Source organism: Acidovorax sp. LjRoot38 (assembly GCF_964252975.1).
Lineage (GTDB): Bacteria > Pseudomonadota > Gammaproteobacteria > Burkholderiales > Burkholderiaceae_C > Acidovorax > Acidovorax facilis.
Map to the genome: position 1 here is coordinate 80596 of NZ_CAXUPT020000013.1, position 15549 is coordinate 96144.

Sequence of the window (15549 nt, forward strand, 5' to 3'; positions counted from 1 at the left end):
ACCCTTCGGGCAAGTGCCTTGTGCGACCCCGAAAAGACCTTGAACAGGCTCCTACAACTTGTCCAGCGCCACGGCGGGCGACCAGTCGCTGCCAACGGGCAAGGCGCGCGCCTCTGCCACGCGCTGCTGCAGGCGCAGCGCCGCCGCATCCCCAGGCACGCGTGCCAGCACCTGCGCCAGATAGCCGCTGGCACCGTCCCAATCGCGCGCGTGGAAGGCATTGAGCGCGGCCAGGCTGGCATCCCGCACAGCGGCATCGCCACACGGTGTGAACACACGCACGGGCTCGGTTTTGCCCTTCACGACCACATCATCGAGCGCGCGCAGAGCCACCGAGGAAGGCAGCTGCGCGGCGGTGGCGGCAGAGAGCAGGATGCCGGTGCCAAAGGCCTTGTTGGCGCCCTCCAGCCGTGCGGCCAGGTTCACCGCATCGCCAATCGCGGTGTACGAAAAGCGCTGCTCCGAGCCCACGTTGCCCACCACCACCCGCCCCGTGTGCAGGCCAATGCGCATGTGGATGGGCGGCAGGCCCCGCGCACGCAGGTCGGCCACCAGCACCTGCATGGCCTGCTGCATGAGGATGGCCGCAGTCACCGCGTGCTCGGCGTGCTGCGGGTCGTCGAGCGGCGCCCCCCAAAAGGCCATCACCGCGTCGCCGATGAACTTGTCCACCGTGCCACCCGTGGCGTGCACGATGGGCGTCATGGCGTTGAAATACGCAGTGAGCACTTCCACCGTCTGCTCGGCACTGAGCTGCTCCGATAGCGTGGTGAAGTTGGCCAGGTCGGTGAACATGAGCGTGACCTCGCGCGCCTCGCCGCCCAGGCGCATCAGCTCGGGCTGCGCAATGAGGCGCGAGACCACGGCGGGCGGCACATACTGTGCAAACATCGCCCGCGTCTGGCGCGCGCGCCGGCGCACAAAGGCATAACCCGCCAGCGCCGCTGCACCGTAGACCGCCAATGCCGCCGCCGCAGGCAGCAAGGGCGGCCACCACAGCTGAAAGCGCCCGAACAGCCACCACGAGGCTCCCGCTATCGCCGCCACCAGCGCCGCCGCCAGCGCTGCGGCGCCCGCCGGGTGCAGCCTGCGGTTGCCCCATAGCAGCAAGGGGACCAGCAGCGCTACGAGGGCCAGCGTCCAGCCTTCGGGCACGGTGCGCAGCCCGCCGCCGGTGAGGTAGTTGTCCACCAGCGTGGCCTGCAGTTCCACACCGGGAAACAGGCGCTCGCCCCCTGCGGTGCCAAACGGTGAATTGAACAGGTCGGCCTGCGACCGCGACAACTCGGTCGCGGTGCGCGCCGAGCGCCCCACCAGCACGATCTTGTTCTTGAAGAAGCCCGCTGGCAGCAGGCCCGGCTCCAGCGCCTGGTAGTACGAGCGCGTGTCAAACGTGCCGCGAGGGCCCCGGTAGCCGATCCAGTCGAAGTGGCGCAGCACCGGCAGCTTGCCGCGCGCCTCGGCCGCGCGCTGGGCCAGCCGCAGGGCAAAACCCTCGCGCGCCACGGGCACACGGCGCACCACAAAGTCATCGTCGGGCTCCACCCCGGCATCGCCCGCATCGGCTCCGGCGTCCAGAAACCGCTGCAGTGGCATCACGTCCAGCCACAGCGCAGCGTTGCTGCTGTCGATCTTTTCACGGGTGGCGGCCAGCACCACGGGGCCGGTCTCAGCGATGGCCTGCGCCAGCGCGGCATCTTCGGCTTCGGTTGATGGGTCGGCGAACACGATGTCCAGGCCCACGGCGGCGGCACCCTCGTCGTGCAAACGCTGCAAAAGCGCTGCATGCACGCTGCGCGGGAAGGGCCAGGTGTGTTGCAGCTCTTGAAATGTGGGTTCGTCAATCGCCAGGATCACCACGGGCAGCGCCGTGCGCTGCGGCGCAGTCCAGGCCGTGAGCACGTCGAAGGTCTTGAACTCCAGCGCGTGCCAGGTGCGGCTGAACGTGGCCGCCCCCACCAGCAGCAGCGCCAGCGCGCAGGCCGCCAGCGCGTAGACCTGTTGCTGGCGCCGGACCGCGGGTGATGCGGAATCAGAAGCGGTAGCGCGCGTCCAGAACATACCGGGTCTTTCTGCGGTCTGACTTCGGCGCCCACAGGTTCAATGCGGCCACGCCCACCACCCAGTGTTTGTCCTGCGATTCCCAGAAACCCATCAGGTCCAGGCCCCAGCCGGGTGCCATGCGCGTGAGGTTTTCCTTGTCTTCAAAACGCTCCGACCGGTACACCGCTCGGCCGCTGACATAAAACCGCTGCGGGCTGACCCAGGTGGCGCCCAGCACTGCGGTGTGGCGCGGAATGTAGGGGATGCGCCCTGCCGGCCCCTCCGTGTCGTAGATATGGCTTTCGCTGCCCTGGTAGAGGTACTTGGCGTAGCCCGACCAGCGCCGGTTGAACAGGTGGTTGACACCGGCACCCAGTGTCTTGAGGGTGCCAGCGTCGAAGCTGGGCGTGTCTTCCAGAAGGTCGGTGGTGGAGAGGTTGACCAGCTGGACGTTGCGCATTTCTTCCAGGAACGGCAGGCTGGGGGTGCGCAGGTCTACGCCCACGGTACCGGGGTTGCGCACACGCAGATGGTCTGCACGCAGGCTCAGGAACGTATTGGCTCCCAGTTCCATGCCCAGTTGCGCGACGGTGCGCTTGTGGCGGCCACCGGCTTCCACCAGCCGGTCTTCCACGGGAATGCCGGCCGTTTCCACACTGGTGAGGGTGGAAACGCTGAGTGGCCGCAGCCAGTCCTGGTAGGCCATGCGCACGGTGGTGCCTGCGGCGGGTTGCCACACCATGCCTACGCGGGGGGTGACGACGCGCTCCATCTCGGCACGGCGCGCGGTTTCGTCGGTGAACTCCTCAAGATTGACCAGGAGGCTTTGGGTCCGTCCATCGACACGGTGCCGGATTTGCTGCAACCCCAGTGCGGCATCCAGGTTCAGCGCCGTATTCAGACGCTGGTTGGTGGCCAGGGTCAACGCCGTGTAGCGCCGATCGATGTGGTTGTATCCACCAATCAGCAGGAAATCGCTATAGGGCCCCACGCCCGGGATGTTGGCTGCCACCCCTGCCACGCCGTCGATCCAATTGTTTTGACGCTCGCGCACATGTTCCAACGCTACGCTCCAGCGGCTGCCGGGCGCCGTATCCACCGTGTGGCGCAGCTGCAGATCGCTCAATTGCTTGCTCGGCGAGCTGTTCACGCCCATGACGCTTACGAACGGAGGTGCGAAGTACAGCGTGGGGTAGCCTTGCAGCACGATGCTCTCGACGCTGCGGCCGAGTTTGAACCAAGTCTGTTCCGTGGGGCCCCACCGGTAGGCCAGACCAAGTGAACCTTGGGTGCTCTTGTTGTCCATGGACGTCTCAAGCAGGTTCTGGCTGCGCAAACGCATGTCGAACTGGTTGACATAGGCAAACAGGTTGATGCGCTCGGTAGGCTGCATGCCAGCCCCCACCGTTACTGCCCGCGCGCGCACGTCGCCATAGCCACCGCGCACGGCAGGCGCATCGTTGACTTGGAGGTCAAACGGGAACTCGCTGGCATTGGCTGACTGCGCCTTGAAGAACCACGACACGGGCACACGGCTGTTGTCCATGCCGTTGAGCGTGACCGCAGGGGCCCGCATGCGGTACTGGTCGCGGTCCAGCGTCACCCCCACCGCCCCATGCGCCCCGGGTTGCTGCAGCAGCGACGAATACCGCTGGCTCGCCCCAAACGCCATCGGGTCTGTGAGGAAACCCTGGAACAGCGCCGAGTTCTTGTTGAACTCGCCAGCATACCGGTCCGCCAGGAACAGGTGGCTCCCGCCCCAGTAGGGATAGAAGCTCTGCTGCGCCAGTTCCAGCGCCCAGTCTTCCATGCCAAAGAAGGCCATGGAGGCACCCAGGTTGGCGCTGCCTTTCTGGTCGTTGGCGACCTGGTTGAGCGACTTGAGGTAGGGCATGCGTTGCACCGCTGCGCGCGCAGCCTCCACCGCTTCGCCGGGCTGGAACAGGTCGGTGTGGATCTGTGCGAGCAGCATGTAGGGCACGGGGTCCTTGTCGTCCAGGCTGCTGGCCTGGCGCAGCGTGGCCAGTGCGTCCTGGTGGCGGCCGAGCTGGTAGTACGCCACGGCCGTCCAGGTCTTGGCGCGGGCGTAGCGGGGCTCCATCACACCCGCGCGCAAAAAGGCATCCAGCGCCGCCTGCGGGTTGCCCTGCTTGAGGTGCAGCAGCCCCTGGCCGGTGAGTGCCACGTAGTCCGCCGGGTTGTCGCCCAAAGCGGTGGCAAAGGCTTGGCCCGCCTCGGTGAACTGGTTGGTGAAGGTTTCCAGCGTGCCCAGTTCGCCCCAGGCGCCGGGGTTTTGGGGCGACAGCGCCAGCGCCTGCTGCAGATTGGCGCGGGCGGGGCGGGCGTCTTCGCGTTCGGTGTGGGCACTGCCCAGGCCCTGCCAGCCCCGGGCGTCTTGCGGCGCGAGCTGCGTGGCCTCGGTGTATGCACTCAGCGTGCCGGGGGCATCGCCCCGGCGGCGGGCCAATTCAGCCCGCACCATCGCAAGCTCTGCATGCGCTGTGCCCTGTGCCGGGGCCAGCGTGGCGGTGGCCTCGTCCACGCGGTCGCTCAGCAGTTGCACCCGGGCCAGCTGGGCCACCAAGGCCGGGTGCGCGGGCCAGCGCTGCAGGGCGGTGCGCAGCGTGGTGGCCGCAGCGGCCGCGTCGCCTTCCATGAGCAACACGTCCGACTGCATGAGCCAGACCGGCAGCGGGGCGGCCGGCGTGGCCGCCTGGCGGGCCAGCTGTTCGCGCGCAGCGAGGACATCGCCCGCCTGCAGCGCGATGGCAGTCTCCATCACGGCCACCCAGGGTGCGGGTGCGCTGCCGTTTGCTTTCGCCTGTGCCAGCGCGGCACGAGCGGCAGGCAGATCGCGGGCCACCAGCGCGGTGCGCACGGGGGCCAGCGCTTCGGGCACGGGTTCAGCAGAAAGGTGCGGCAGCGGGTCGGCGCGCAGGGCGTTCACCCACTGGATGCGGTCGCGCGGCTGGCTCAGCACCAGCTTGACCGGGGCCTTGCCCACCTCGGCATAGGCAGCCTCGTTGGCGCCCACCGACACCTGCCCCTGGGCATTGGAGAACTCCACCGTGCCCGACAGCACGGTCAGCAAGGTGCGGCCGTCGTCCTCCACGCTGATGTCCCAGTCGGTGCCCCGGATCGCCGCCGTGGCCGCCGGGGTTTCCAGGTTCAGCCGCGAGCCGTCGGCGCGGCGCGTCTGCGTCCAGGCCCGGCCCGCGTTGAGCAGCAGCGTGGTCACCGGCTGGGCGGGTGTGGCCACGCCCTTGACCTGCAGCACCGTGTTCTGGTGCAGGCGCAGCTGGGTGTCGTCGGCAAACAGCAGGGCCATCCGCGCGGCTTGCCGGGTGCGCACGAAATCGCCCGTGGCGAGGGCCTGGGCCGGGCGAGCGGGCTGCCAGTCGGCTGCAGCTGCGGCACGCTGGTCGCCCGTGCCCTGCAGGCTGACGATCTCGGCGGCAGCACCTGCGGGCACAGCGGCCTGGGCCAGCAGCGGCCAAGCCAGGGCGGTCAACGTGGCCAGCGCCGTGAGCGCGGGCAGGCAATGCTTCTTGTGGGACATGTCGTGGGCTTTCGGGGAAGGCTGGAGGGGCACCACCTGGCGCAGCCTCCCTGGCGCCCGGCGAGCAGAAATTATGGCCAGCCCACCGTCCCAACCGGCCTCTTGCGAGACACCGCACGGTTGCATTTTCATGAAGAAAGCCACATTTCGTAGCACTGCTTTACCGGCGGCATGCCTCGCGCAGCCCTGCACGGCCCCTTCCTACAGACGTGGCGCGGGGGCGGTGCTACAAATTGGTAACCCAAGATTGCATTGATCACACGCCCCGCGCGTGTTCCCTGGAGCCCACCACCCATGCCCGCCGCCCCCCGCCTCAAGATTGGCCTGTCCGCCTGCTTTCAACACGCCGACCCCGCCCGCCCGTTGTTCACCGGCAAGACGCTGCAGTACGTCGAGCAGTCCATCGCCCACTGGCTCATGTCGGCCGGTGCCATGGTGGTGATGGTGCCCTGCCCCACGGGCGAGACGGCACGCGGTGACGTGACGCTGGACCACTATGCCGAGTGGCTGGACGGCATCGTGATGCACGGTGGCGCCGACGTGTGGCCGGGCAACTATGGCGAGGAGCCCCTGCGCGAAGAGTGGGTGGGCGACCGCGTGCGCGACCTGTACGACCTGGCCGTGGTGAAGGCCTTTGCCCAGGTGGGCAAGCCCATCTTTGGCGTGTGCCGGGGCCTGCAGCTCATCAACGTGGCCTTTGGCGGCGCGCTGTACCAGGACATCGAGACCCAGCACCCCGGTGCGCAGCAGCACCGCAACGCCAGCACCTACGACCAGCATTTCCACGACATCCAGATCCTTCCCGACTCGCACCTGGCCACGCTGTACCCCAACACGCCACGCGCTCGGGTCAACAGCATTCACCACCAGGGCATCAAACGCGTGGCGCCCGAGTTTGTGGTCGAGGCCCTGAGCGAGCCCGACGGCGTGCCCGAGGCGATTCGCCTCAAGCCCGCGCCAGGGCGTGGTTACATCGCGGCCACGCAATGGCACCCCGAGTTCCACAAGCAGGGCTCGGACACGCTGGACGACACGGCCATCCTGAATGACTTTCTCGCGGCGTGCGAACAGGCCAAGGCCCACCCACGGCCGGTGCTGCGCCCCGCGCCTTCGTTGCGGGAACGGGCGGCGCGGCGGCTGCGCAAGGCGCTGTCACGGCAGCGCGACTGACCCTGCGGGTCAGGCTCCCTCCACAGGCAACACAGCGGCCAAGACATCTTGCAGCTGCGCCCGCAGCCAGCGGTGTGCCGCGTCTTGCTGGTAGCGCACATGCCAGATCAGGTACATGGGCAGACTGGGGCAGGCCACGGGCACCGGCACACCCGCCAGCGCGGCCAACGCGGTACGCCCCATCAGCGACGGCGCTGTAGTGAGCAGCGAGGTGCCCCGCACAAACGCGGGCAGCGCGGCAAAGCCGGGCACGCGCACCACCAGGCGGCGGCGCACGCCACGTGCTTCCAGTTGCCGGTCCAGTTCCAGCCCCCGGTGCGCCTCGTAAGCCACCGTGGCGTGGTCCGCCGCCAGGTACTCCGCCTCTGAGGCCGGAGCGCTGCGCACGGCCGGGTCATAGAACACGCGGTATTGGTCTTCAAACAGACGCTTTTGCACGATGTCGGTGCCCTCGGGCGGTCGGGGGCTGATGACCAGTTGACACGCGTCAGACCGCAGCAGCTCGGCACTGGGCGCGCCGCTGGGCACGATGCGCAGCGTGACGCCCGGTGCGGCAGTGCGCAGGCGCGCGGCCAGCGCGGGCAAAAGCAGGTCGCGCTGAAAGTCGTTGGCGGCGATGGTCAGCTCGGTCTGCCAGGCGCTCGGGTCAAACTCGGCCCCTCGGGCAAACCGCTGCATCTGGTGCAGCATGTCACGCGCGGGCTGGGCCAGGGCCTCGGCCCGGGCGGTGGGCACGATGCCACGCCCGCGCTTCACAAACAGCGGGTCGCCGGTGATGGCGCGCAGCTTGTCGAGCAGGTGGCTCACGGCCGACTGGGTGACACCCAGGCGATCAGCCGCCGCCGTGATGCTGCCCGTCTCCAGCACGGCCAGCAGCAGCTTCAGCAGGTGTCCGTCCAGCGCTGATCCATCGAAATTGCTCATGCATTCGATGATGTTTTGAGGCTTCATCTTTGGCAATGGCGTCGCGACACTGCGGGCTGACTTACATCAAGCCCCGGAGACTTCCATGCCTTCCCAACTTCCCCCGATCCCCGGCACCACGCCGTTCGATGGCGACCAGGCCCGCAAGGGCTATGCGCTGAACAAGATGTGCTTCTCGTTCAACGACGAGGCCAACCGCAAGGCCTTTCTGGCCGACGAAGAGGCGTACATGAAGAAGTACGGCCTGAACGAGCAGCAGGCCGCCGCCATCCGCGCCAAGAACGTGCTGCAGCTGATCGCCGCAGGCGGCAACGCCTACTACCTGGCCAAGTTTGCGGGCATCTTCAAGCTGGACATGCAGGACATCGGCGCGCAGCAGACGGGCATGACCAAAGACGAATTCAAGGCCATGCTGGTCGCAGCGGGCAAATAAGGAGACAAACCCATGGCACAACTCATCGGCGGCCTCGGCACCTCGCACATCCCGGCCATTGGCAACGCCATCCACAAGGGCCTGCAGAACGATCCGTACTGGAAGCCCTTCTTCGACGGCTTTCCGCCCATCCGCCAGTGGCTGGGAGAGAAGAAGCCGGACGTGGTGGTGATGTTCTACAACGACCACGGCCTGAACTTCTTTCTCGACAAGATGCCCACCTTTGCCGTGGGTGCGGCGGCGCAATACAACAACGCCGACGAAGGCTGGGGCATCCCCACGCTGCCGCCCTTCCCGGGCGAGGTGGACCTGTCATGGCACCTCATCAACACGCTGATCGAGCAGGAGTTTGACGTGACCACCTGCCAGGAGATGCTGGTGGACCACGCCTGCACGCTGCCGCTCAAGCTCTTCTGGCCCGAGGGCGATTGCCCCGTGGCGGTGGTGCCGGTGTGCATCAACACCGTGCAGTTCCCGCTGCCATCTGCCAAGCGCTGCTACGCACTGGGCAAGGCCGTGGGCCAGGCGATCCAGAGCTGGGACAGCGACAAGAAGGTGGCGGTGATTGCCTCGGGCGGCCTCAGCCACCAGCTCGACGGCGAGCGCGCGGGCTTCATCAACAAGGCGTTTGACCTGCAGTTCATCGAGAGCCTGACCACCAACCCCGAATGGGCCACGCAGTTCAGCGTGCACGAGCTGGTGGAAAAGACCGGCACCCAGGGCGTGGAGCTGCTGATGTGGCTGGCCATGCGGGGCGCCCTGGCCACTGCGAGTGCGGGCGTGCGGCGGGTGCACAGCAACTATCACATCCCCATTTCGAACACGGCCACGGCGGTGATGGCCCTCGAAACGGTGTAATCCAGCAATTTTCAGCTGATTTTGGGTGCAATCGCATGATTTTCATAAGTTTGCAGCTATCAAATCAGGAGCATATTGCCGCTATCGCTTGACCCCAGGCTGGCGTCAGACAATCAAAATACTGTAAATTCATCCAGTGAATTTACAGTCCAAACTCGCCATCCTGGCCGACGCCGCCAAGTACGACGCCTCGTGTGCATCGAGCGGTGCTGCGCCGCGGAACTCGGTGGGCGGGCGGGGCATGGGCTCTACCGAAGGCATGGGCATCTGCCACAGCTACGCGCCGGACGGGCGCTGCATCTCGCTGCTCAAGATTCTGCTCACCAACTTCTGCCAGTACGACTGCCTGTACTGCGTGAACCGCTTGACCAGCAACGTGCCCCGCGCGCGCTTCACGGTCGATGAGGTGGTACAGCTCACGCTGGATTTTTACCGCCGCAATTGCATCGAGGGGCTGTTCCTGTCCAGCGGCATCGTCCAGAGCCCGGACTACACCATGGAGCAGGTGGTGGAGGTGGCCCGCGTGCTGCGCGAAGAGCACGACTTTCGCGGCTACATCCATCTGAAGACCATTCCCGATGCAGCGCCGGAGCTGATGGAGCGCGCAGGCCGCTATGCGGACCGCCTGTCCATCAACATCGAACTGCCCACCGCCGAAGGCCTGAAGGCGCTGGCGCCCGAGAAAAACAGCGCCGCCATCGACCGATCGATGGCCCGCATGGCCGTGCACATTGGAGAATCCCGCGCCGCGCGCAAGGAGCAGGCTGCACTGCCCATCGTGTCCATGCCGCAGTCGCGCACCACACGCCGCGCCAGCGTGCCGCACTTTGCGCCCGGCGGGCAGAGCACGCAGATGATCGTGGGGGCGGATACGACCAACGACCGCACCATCCTCGCCACCAGCGCGCGGCTGTACGGCGTGCACCGGCTGCGGCGCGTGTACTACTCGGCCTTCAGCCCCATCCCCGACGCGGCCCGCGCCCTGCCACTGGCCGCGCCACCCACGGTGCGCGAGCACCGGCTGTACCAGGCCGACTGGCTGATGCGCTTTTACGGTTTCACCCACGACGAGATCGTGCCGCCCAGCCAAAGCAACCCAGGCAGCCAGGCCGGCATGCTGGCGCTGGACATGGACCCCAAGCTGGCCTGGGCGCTGGCGCACCGCGAGCGTTTTCCGGTCAACCTCAACACCGCCCCGCGCGAACTGCTGCTGCGCGTGCCCGGCTTTGGCGTGCAGACGGTGGACCGCCTGCTGGCCGCGCGCCGCGTGCGCCGCCTGCGGCATGCGGACCTGGCGCGGCTGCATGTGCCGCTGAAGAAAGTGCTGCCCTTTGTGGAGGCGGCCGACTACCGCCCCGGCCGTGCGCTGGACGCTGCCGACCTCGCCGCGCAGTTGACGCCGCCGCCGGTGCAGCGCAGCCTGTTCTGAGCTGGAGAGGCCCGCATGCAGCGCCACACCATCACGCTGGACCACGCCACCGACTGGCCCGGTTTTCGCCAAGCGGCACGCGCCCTGGTGCAAGCCAACGTGCCTCCGCAGGCTGTGGACTGGCGCTGCCAGGCGGATGCCGCTGAAGACCTGTTCGCGCCCGAGCTTGCTGCCAGCGACACCTGGCCCAGCCCAGCCCCCGATGCGCCGCCGCTGCGCGTACCGCCCGATTTTGTGCACCTGTGCGAGCAGCTCATCCTGCACCGCGACCCCGCCCGCTTTGCGCTGATGTACCGCCTGCTGTGGCGCATGGCGCAGGGCGGCCATGAAGCCGACAGCGCGCGACACGACCCGCTGGACGCCGACCGCATGTTGGCCCACCACATGGCCCGTGCCGTGGGGCGCGACAAACACAAGATGCACGCCTTTGTGCGCTTTCGGCCCGTGGTGGAACCCGACGGCCAGACCCTGCACATGGCCTGGTTCGAGCCCGACCACTACATCACCGAGGCCAATGCGGGCTTTTTCATCCGCCGCTTCACGCAGATGCGCTGGGCCATCCTCACGCCCGACGCCAGCGTGCGCTGGGACGGGCAGCAGCTGCACACCGGCCCGGGCGCGCAGCGCAGCGACGCGCCACCGCCCGATGCGGGCGAGGCGCTGTGGCTCACCTACTACCGCCACATCTTCAACCCCGCGCGGCTCAAGCTGGCCATGATGAAGAAGGAGATGCCCACGCGCTACTGGCACAACCTGCCAGAGGCCGCGCTCATCACCGAGCTGGCGCAGACAGCGCACGAGCGCAGCGCCCAGATGGTGGAGGCCGAGGCCACCGTGCCGCGCAGGCGCATCGCGGGGACAACGGCACCCCGTGCGCGGCCCGCTGGTGGTGCCCCACTCAGTCCAGAGCCGCCTCGCGCATCACCCGGAACTGAGGGGCCGACACCGGCGGTGTCCAGCGCCACGGCAGCACCTGCGGCCGCCACAGGGCGCGCAACACCGTGAGCCGCAGCACACGCTGTGCGCCGGGCCAGGCAGTACGCGCTGCGCGGTCCCACAGCACCTCGGCCTGCGCGGCAATGTGCAGCAAGCCGCCCTCTTCATAGTCCACCGCCAGCAAGCCTGCCAGCGGGTGCAGGGCAAGGTTGCCCAGGGTGTTGAAGAACTGGTTGCCGGGGTAGTCCGGCAGGCTCAGCACCACGCCGGCCTCCGTGTGCGCCACCTGCACAAAGCCTGGCTCGCCGCCCCGGTGCGATACATCCACGCCTTCGCTGTGCCCGGCACCAGGGCGTGGCGCCGAGGCACTGGCGATGAACAGGGTGTCGGCACGCTGCACGCGCTCGATGGCGGCGGCGTCCAGTCCGGCGCCCAGCCACTGCACCGGGCCCGGAGCGGCCAGCGCAGCGCGCAGGCCTGGCTCCCGCGCCTGGATGTATTTGGGGCAGTTGCCAAAGCTCTGCACCACCTGCACGTCCAGGCCGTTATCGCCAAACGCTGCCACCCGCCCGTTCATGCGGTTGCGCCGCCGCGTGTGCGGCTCCAGCCCCAGCACGCCCACGGCCGCGCCTGGCGCCAGGTGTGTGAGCACCGGGTCCTTGGAATCCGGCGCAGTCGCGATCTGCATGTGCTGCGCATCGGGGGTGTGCACAAACCCGGGAGGTCCGGCAAGCATCGTGGCCCAAGGCTGGCCTTCTTCATCCAGCGTCCCCAGCAGCAAGGTGGGCAGCTTTTCAAACAGCTCACGGTGCTGGTCGGGCATGTGATCGCGCAGCACCATCGCACCCACGGCCGCCATGCGCTCGCGCACACCCACGCGCGCCTGCAGGGCCTGCTCACCGCGGTGGAAGGCCTCGGGCGGCTCAGGCGCTGCAACCGATGCAGCGGCCACGGTGGCTGTCATGCCGCCACCTGCTCGGCAGTGGGCAGCTGGTCGGCCAGCACCGGGTAGCCCGGCAAGGCCTGCATACGCGCCACCCACGCCGCAATGCGCGGGTAGGCATCCAGCGGCAGCCCCGCCAGGTGGGCCTGCGAGGTGTAGCTGACCATGGCCACATCGGCCAGGCTGGGCGCTGAACCCCCGAGCAACCAGGCCCGCCCCTGCAGTTCGTCCTCCATGAAGGCGAGCAGGCGCTTGCCGGTGGCCTGCGCCACCTCGTTCACGGCACGGCCCGTCAACGTCGCAAAGCGCGGCCCTCCGATGCCCGGCGCCAGAAAGCCCGCCGCCAGGCTGAACCAGCGCTGCAACTGAGCCTGCCCCACGGCGTCTTGTGGCAGCCAGGCACTGCCGGGGGCGTAGCGCTGCACCAGATAAACCAGGATGCCATTGCTGTCACTCAGCACCTGGCCCGCGTCCACCAGCACGGGCACCTGGCCCAGCGGGTTGAGCGCCAGAAACTCCGCGCGCTGGTGTTCGCCGCGCAGCAGATTCACATCAATCAGTTCATAGGGCAAGCCGAGCAGGGACAGCATCAGCTCCACGCGATGGCAATGGCCCGAGATGGGCATGCGGTACAGCTGGAGCGGGGTGGAGGGGAACATGGTGAAGCCTCGTCGGTGGGTGAGTGAAAAGATGGCTCGACGATATCTATTGCAAACTGCGATGTGAATAGCCAATCACCGCTTTTCATAATTGCGGTATCCGCAATAATGGGTCACATGGACTACCTCGACACCTTGCGCTGTTTTGTGACCGTGGCCGATGCGGGCGGCTTTGCCGTGGCAGGCCGTCGGCTGGGCTGCTCCGCCACGGCCGTCACGCGCGCCATTGCGGCGCTGGAGGCGCGGCTGGGTGTGCTGCTGTTCCAGCGCAGTACGCGTTTGGTGCGGCTCACCGAAGCGGGCGAGCGCTTTTTGCAAGACTGCCGCCCCATCCTGAACGACCTGCACGAGGCCGAGCAGGCAGCCAGCGGTGCACAGGCCGAGGCCCAGGGGCTGCTGTCCATCACCGCACCGCAGATGTTCGGCATCCAGCATGTGGCGCCCATCGTGCAGGGCTTTTTGCACGCCCAGCCGCGTGTGCAGGTGCGCACGCTGTTCGTCAACCGGCTGGTGCATTTGCTTGATGAAGGCATGGACGTGGCCATCCGCATCGCGCACCTGCCCGACTCGGGCCTCACTGCGGTGCAGGTGGGCGCACTGCGCCGCCTGGTGGTGGCGTCACCCGCCTACCTGGCGCAACACGGCGAGCCCCGGCACCCCGACGAGCTTGCCGCGCACCGCGCCATCGGCTTCTCATTCGATGCGCGGGCCGTGGCGCCCTGGAAGTTCAAGGACGGCGCCACGGGCCAGCCGCAGTTTGCGTGGATCAGCAACAGCAACGAGGTGGACATCGCCGCTGCCGAAGCAGGCCTGGGCCTCACGCGCTGCCTGGCCTACCAGGCCGCCGCCAGCCTGCGCGCGGGGCGGCTGCGCATCGTGCTGGCCGAGCACGAACTGCCGCCCGTGCCCGTGCACATCGTCTACCCCGCCGGGCGGCGGGCACCGGCCAAGGTGCGCGCGTTTGTGGAGTTTGCGCGCGAGCGGCTGGTGGCAGAGCCGGTGCTGCGCGGGCGTGGGCTGGTGCGCGGCGGAGCGCAGTGACAGGCCATACTTCGATTATTTTTGGCCTCTAGCGCTTATCTATCAAGCGCCGGCAGCTATCAATTTTGAAGTTTTTGCGAGGCGACGTTGTTCAACTGGGATGGGACCGCCGCCCGCTCTTTCACCATGACACGGAACACGCCGCCCGGAGCGGCGGCCGCATCTGGAATACTTGCGCCCTGTGGACACGAGATGTGCGAACGCGCCCGTCACTCACCCATTCAGCGGCCATCCGCTGGAACCCAGCGAACGCAATGACCCGCCGCCCGCCATCCAAGAACGAAAGAAACGAGACAGCACCATGAGCATCTTCGACCGGCTTCTGGGCAGTGTGCGCAAACCGACGGGGAAGCCCGAAGCCCCCGCCGTCCCACCAGCGGCACCCGTGGAACGCCGCCAGCGCAAACGCGTCAACGCCCGCAAGGGCACCACAGTGCTGATCATTGACGACTCGCCGACTGTTGTGGCCGTGCTGCGCAAGGCACTTCGATCTGCAGGCTATGACACCCGCGAGGCGCTCGACGCCGAGCAGGGCCTCGCCCTGATCGCAGAGGAAGCGCCCGAACTGATCTTCCTCGACATCATCCTGCCGGGCATGAACGGGTTCAACGCGCTGCGCGCGATCCGCAAATTGCCCGCTTCGCAGCACATCCCCGTGATCATGATCAGCGGCAACGAGCATGCCACCGAGCAGTTCTACGCCAACCGCATCGGTGCAGACGACTTCATGAAGAAGCCGTTCTCGCGCCACGAGATCTTTGCCCGCATCGAGGCGCTGCTCGACGAGCAGTTCGTCCCCCGGCGCAAGGTGGACGCCGCGCCAACGTCCTCGCCCACTGCGGCCACCCCAGCCACGCCCACCTCGCCCTGACTACGCCACCTGACATGCAGGCCGATCGCGCCGCTTTCTCAGCCGCGATCACATGAACAGCCCTCCAGGGTCTCAAGCTGCAGGTGGTGCACAGACGCGCAGCGCCGCCGCTGTGGCCTGCAGGATCTCGTCCGAAAAGTCCGGATCGTCCACCGCGCGCGCCAGCACCATGGCGCCGACCATGCTCGCGTAGTCGGCCAGCGCGCGCTGGCGTTTGGCCGCCTTGGTGCGGCCGGGCATCAGCGTAGCCAGGGCGTCCACCTGTTTTTGCACCCCATCGGTCACGGCCTGCCGCACGGCGGGGCCCTGGCGCGCGGCGTCGCTGCCCAGCGCGGCCAGCAGGCAGCCGTGGCCGGGCGCGTCGCGATGTCGGGCTGACAGGTAGGCGGCTTCCACCGCTCCCAGCGGGTCTTGCCCGTTGTGTGCAGCATCGCGCGCCAGCGCAGTCCAAGCGGTGTGCAGCTTGCCCAGCGCGCGTTCGGTGGCCTGCGCCATGAGGTCGTCCTTGGATGCAAAGTGGCCATAGAAGCCGCCATGCGTCAGCCCCGCGCTCTTCATGAGGTCGGCCACGCCAATGCCATCGAAACCTTTCTCACGGAACAGCTGCGCGGCCGTGTCCAGGATGCGCTCGCGGTTTTCTGCCATCTGTTCCTTGCTGACTTTCATCGCATTCCCCTTGTTTG

At 67.7% G+C, this 15549-nt stretch carries 13 protein-coding genes; 7 read left to right on the forward strand and 6 right to left on the reverse strand.

The window, feature by feature from the left end; genetic code table 11:
- Positions 1–51 precede the first annotated feature (51 nt).
- Both ACSQ22_RS20630 and ACSQ22_RS20635 read right to left on the reverse strand, forming a co-directional pair.
- A complete protein-coding gene (locus ACSQ22_RS20630; protein ID WP_436131403.1) occupies positions 52–2061 on the reverse strand; it encodes a CHASE2 domain-containing protein in 2010 nt (669 codons plus the stop codon).
- Positions 2033–5602 (reverse strand): TonB-dependent receptor domain-containing protein, encoded by a 3570-nt coding sequence (locus ACSQ22_RS20635; protein ID WP_436131404.1) that lies wholly within the window; start codon positions 5600–5602, stop codon positions 2033–2035. Before ACSQ22_RS20635 ends, ACSQ22_RS20630 begins: the two co-directional genes overlap by 29 nt.
- A gap of 294 nt (positions 5603–5896) precedes the next feature.
- Between ACSQ22_RS20635 and ACSQ22_RS20640 the strand changes: the two genes are divergently transcribed.
- Complete coding sequence (locus ACSQ22_RS20640) at positions 5897–6772, forward strand: gamma-glutamyl-gamma-aminobutyrate hydrolase family protein (RefSeq protein WP_218300916.1); 876 nt, start codon at positions 5897–5899, stop codon at positions 6770–6772.
- 9 nt (positions 6773–6781) lie between these two features.
- On the opposite strand, the gene ACSQ22_RS20645 is transcribed toward ACSQ22_RS20640, so the two are convergent.
- Positions 6782–7723, reverse strand: a complete 942-nt coding sequence (locus ACSQ22_RS20645; RefSeq protein ID WP_436131405.1) for a LysR family transcriptional regulator — start codon at positions 7721–7723, stop codon at positions 6782–6784.
- Positions 7724–7781: 58 nt separating this feature from the next.
- On the opposite strand from ACSQ22_RS20645, the gene ACSQ22_RS20650 reads away from it, so the two are divergent.
- The 4 genes from ACSQ22_RS20650 to ACSQ22_RS20665 all read left to right on the forward strand — a co-directional run bounded on the left by ACSQ22_RS20650 (position 7782) and on the right by ACSQ22_RS20665 (position 11421).
- Entirely contained in the window at positions 7782–8129 is a 348-nt protein-coding gene (locus ACSQ22_RS20650) for a protocatechuate 4,5-dioxygenase subunit alpha (RefSeq protein ID WP_436131406.1), read from the forward strand.
- 12 nt (positions 8130–8141) lie between these two features.
- A complete protein-coding gene (locus tag ACSQ22_RS20655; protein ID WP_436131407.1) occupies positions 8142–8987 on the forward strand; it encodes a class III extradiol dioxygenase family protein in 846 nt (281 codons plus the stop codon).
- 136 nt (positions 8988–9123) lie between these two features.
- The gene (locus ACSQ22_RS20660) at positions 9124–10416 is read left to right on the forward strand and encodes a putative DNA modification/repair radical SAM protein (RefSeq protein WP_436131408.1); all 1293 of its coding nucleotides are present in this window, start codon (positions 9124–9126) and stop codon (positions 10414–10416) included.
- A gap of 15 nt (positions 10417–10431) precedes the next feature.
- Positions 10432–11421, forward strand: a complete 990-nt coding sequence (locus ACSQ22_RS20665; protein ID WP_436131409.1) for a TIGR03915 family putative DNA repair protein — start codon at positions 10432–10434, stop codon at positions 11419–11421.
- On the opposite strand, the gene ACSQ22_RS20670 is transcribed toward ACSQ22_RS20665, so the two are convergent.
- Positions 11315–12316 carry a pyridoxamine 5'-phosphate oxidase family protein gene (locus ACSQ22_RS20670; RefSeq protein WP_436131410.1) on the reverse strand — a complete coding sequence of 334 codons (1002 nt, stop codon included), beginning with the start codon at positions 12314–12316 and terminating at the stop codon, positions 11315–11317. The two genes, ACSQ22_RS20665 and ACSQ22_RS20670, sit on opposite strands and share 107 nt — an antisense overlap.
- On the reverse strand, positions 12313–12954 hold the full coding sequence (locus tag ACSQ22_RS20675) for a glutathione S-transferase family protein (RefSeq protein WP_395456884.1): 642 nt from the start codon (positions 12952–12954) through the stop codon (positions 12313–12315). The genes ACSQ22_RS20670 and ACSQ22_RS20675 overlap by 4 nt, the downstream gene beginning before the upstream one ends.
- Positions 12955–13071: 117 nt before the next feature.
- Between ACSQ22_RS20675 and ACSQ22_RS20680 the strand changes: the two genes are divergently transcribed.
- Both ACSQ22_RS20680 and ACSQ22_RS20685 read left to right on the forward strand, forming a co-directional pair.
- Positions 13072–13995, forward strand: a complete 924-nt coding sequence (locus tag ACSQ22_RS20680) for a LysR family transcriptional regulator (RefSeq protein WP_436131411.1) — start codon at positions 13072–13074, stop codon at positions 13993–13995.
- Between the two features lie 301 nt (positions 13996–14296).
- Complete coding sequence (locus ACSQ22_RS20685) at positions 14297–14866, forward strand: response regulator (RefSeq protein ID WP_436131412.1); 570 nt, start codon at positions 14297–14299, stop codon at positions 14864–14866.
- A 72-nt stretch (positions 14867–14938) separates the two neighbouring features.
- Here the strand turns inward: ACSQ22_RS20685 and ACSQ22_RS20690 are convergent, their stop codons facing one another.
- Entirely contained in the window at positions 14939–15532 is a 594-nt protein-coding gene (locus tag ACSQ22_RS20690) for a TetR/AcrR family transcriptional regulator (protein ID WP_436131413.1), read from the reverse strand.
- Between the last annotated feature and the right edge of the window lie 17 nt (positions 15533–15549).

Excerpts from the sequence above, each read along its gene's own strand:
- ACSQ22_RS20690 (WP_436131413.1), bottom strand. The coding sequence starts at position 15,532 with ATGAAAGTCAGCAAGGAACAGATGGCAGAAAACCGCGAGCGCATCCTG.
- ACSQ22_RS20640 (WP_218300916.1), top strand. The coding sequence starts at position 5,897 with ATGCCCGCCGCCCCCCGCCTCAAGATTGGCCTGTCCGCCTGCTTTCAA.
- ACSQ22_RS20630 (WP_436131403.1), bottom strand. The coding sequence starts at position 2,061 with ATGTTCTGGACGCGCGCTACCGCTTCTGATTCCGCATCACCCGCGGTC.
- ACSQ22_RS20650 (WP_436131406.1), top strand. The coding sequence starts at position 7,782 with ATGCCTTCCCAACTTCCCCCGATCCCCGGCACCACGCCGTTCGATGGC.
- ACSQ22_RS20655 (WP_436131407.1), top strand. The coding sequence starts at position 8,142 with ATGGCACAACTCATCGGCGGCCTCGGCACCTCGCACATCCCGGCCATT.
- ACSQ22_RS20670 (WP_436131410.1), bottom strand. The coding sequence starts at position 12,316 with ATGACAGCCACCGTGGCCGCTGCATCGGTTGCAGCGCCTGAGCCGCCC.
- ACSQ22_RS20645 (WP_436131405.1), bottom strand. The coding sequence starts at position 7,723 with ATGAAGCCTCAAAACATCATCGAATGCATGAGCAATTTCGATGGATCA.
- ACSQ22_RS20680 (WP_436131411.1), top strand. The coding sequence starts at position 13,072 with ATGGACTACCTCGACACCTTGCGCTGTTTTGTGACCGTGGCCGATGCG.
- ACSQ22_RS20685 (WP_436131412.1), top strand. The coding sequence starts at position 14,297 with ATGAGCATCTTCGACCGGCTTCTGGGCAGTGTGCGCAAACCGACGGGG.
- ACSQ22_RS20635 (WP_436131404.1), bottom strand. The coding sequence starts at position 5,602 with ATGTCCCACAAGAAGCATTGCCTGCCCGCGCTCACGGCGCTGGCCACG.
- ACSQ22_RS20675 (WP_395456884.1), bottom strand. The coding sequence starts at position 12,954 with ATGTTCCCCTCCACCCCGCTCCAGCTGTACCGCATGCCCATCTCGGGC.
- ACSQ22_RS20665 (WP_436131409.1), top strand. The coding sequence starts at position 10,432 with ATGCAGCGCCACACCATCACGCTGGACCACGCCACCGACTGGCCCGGT.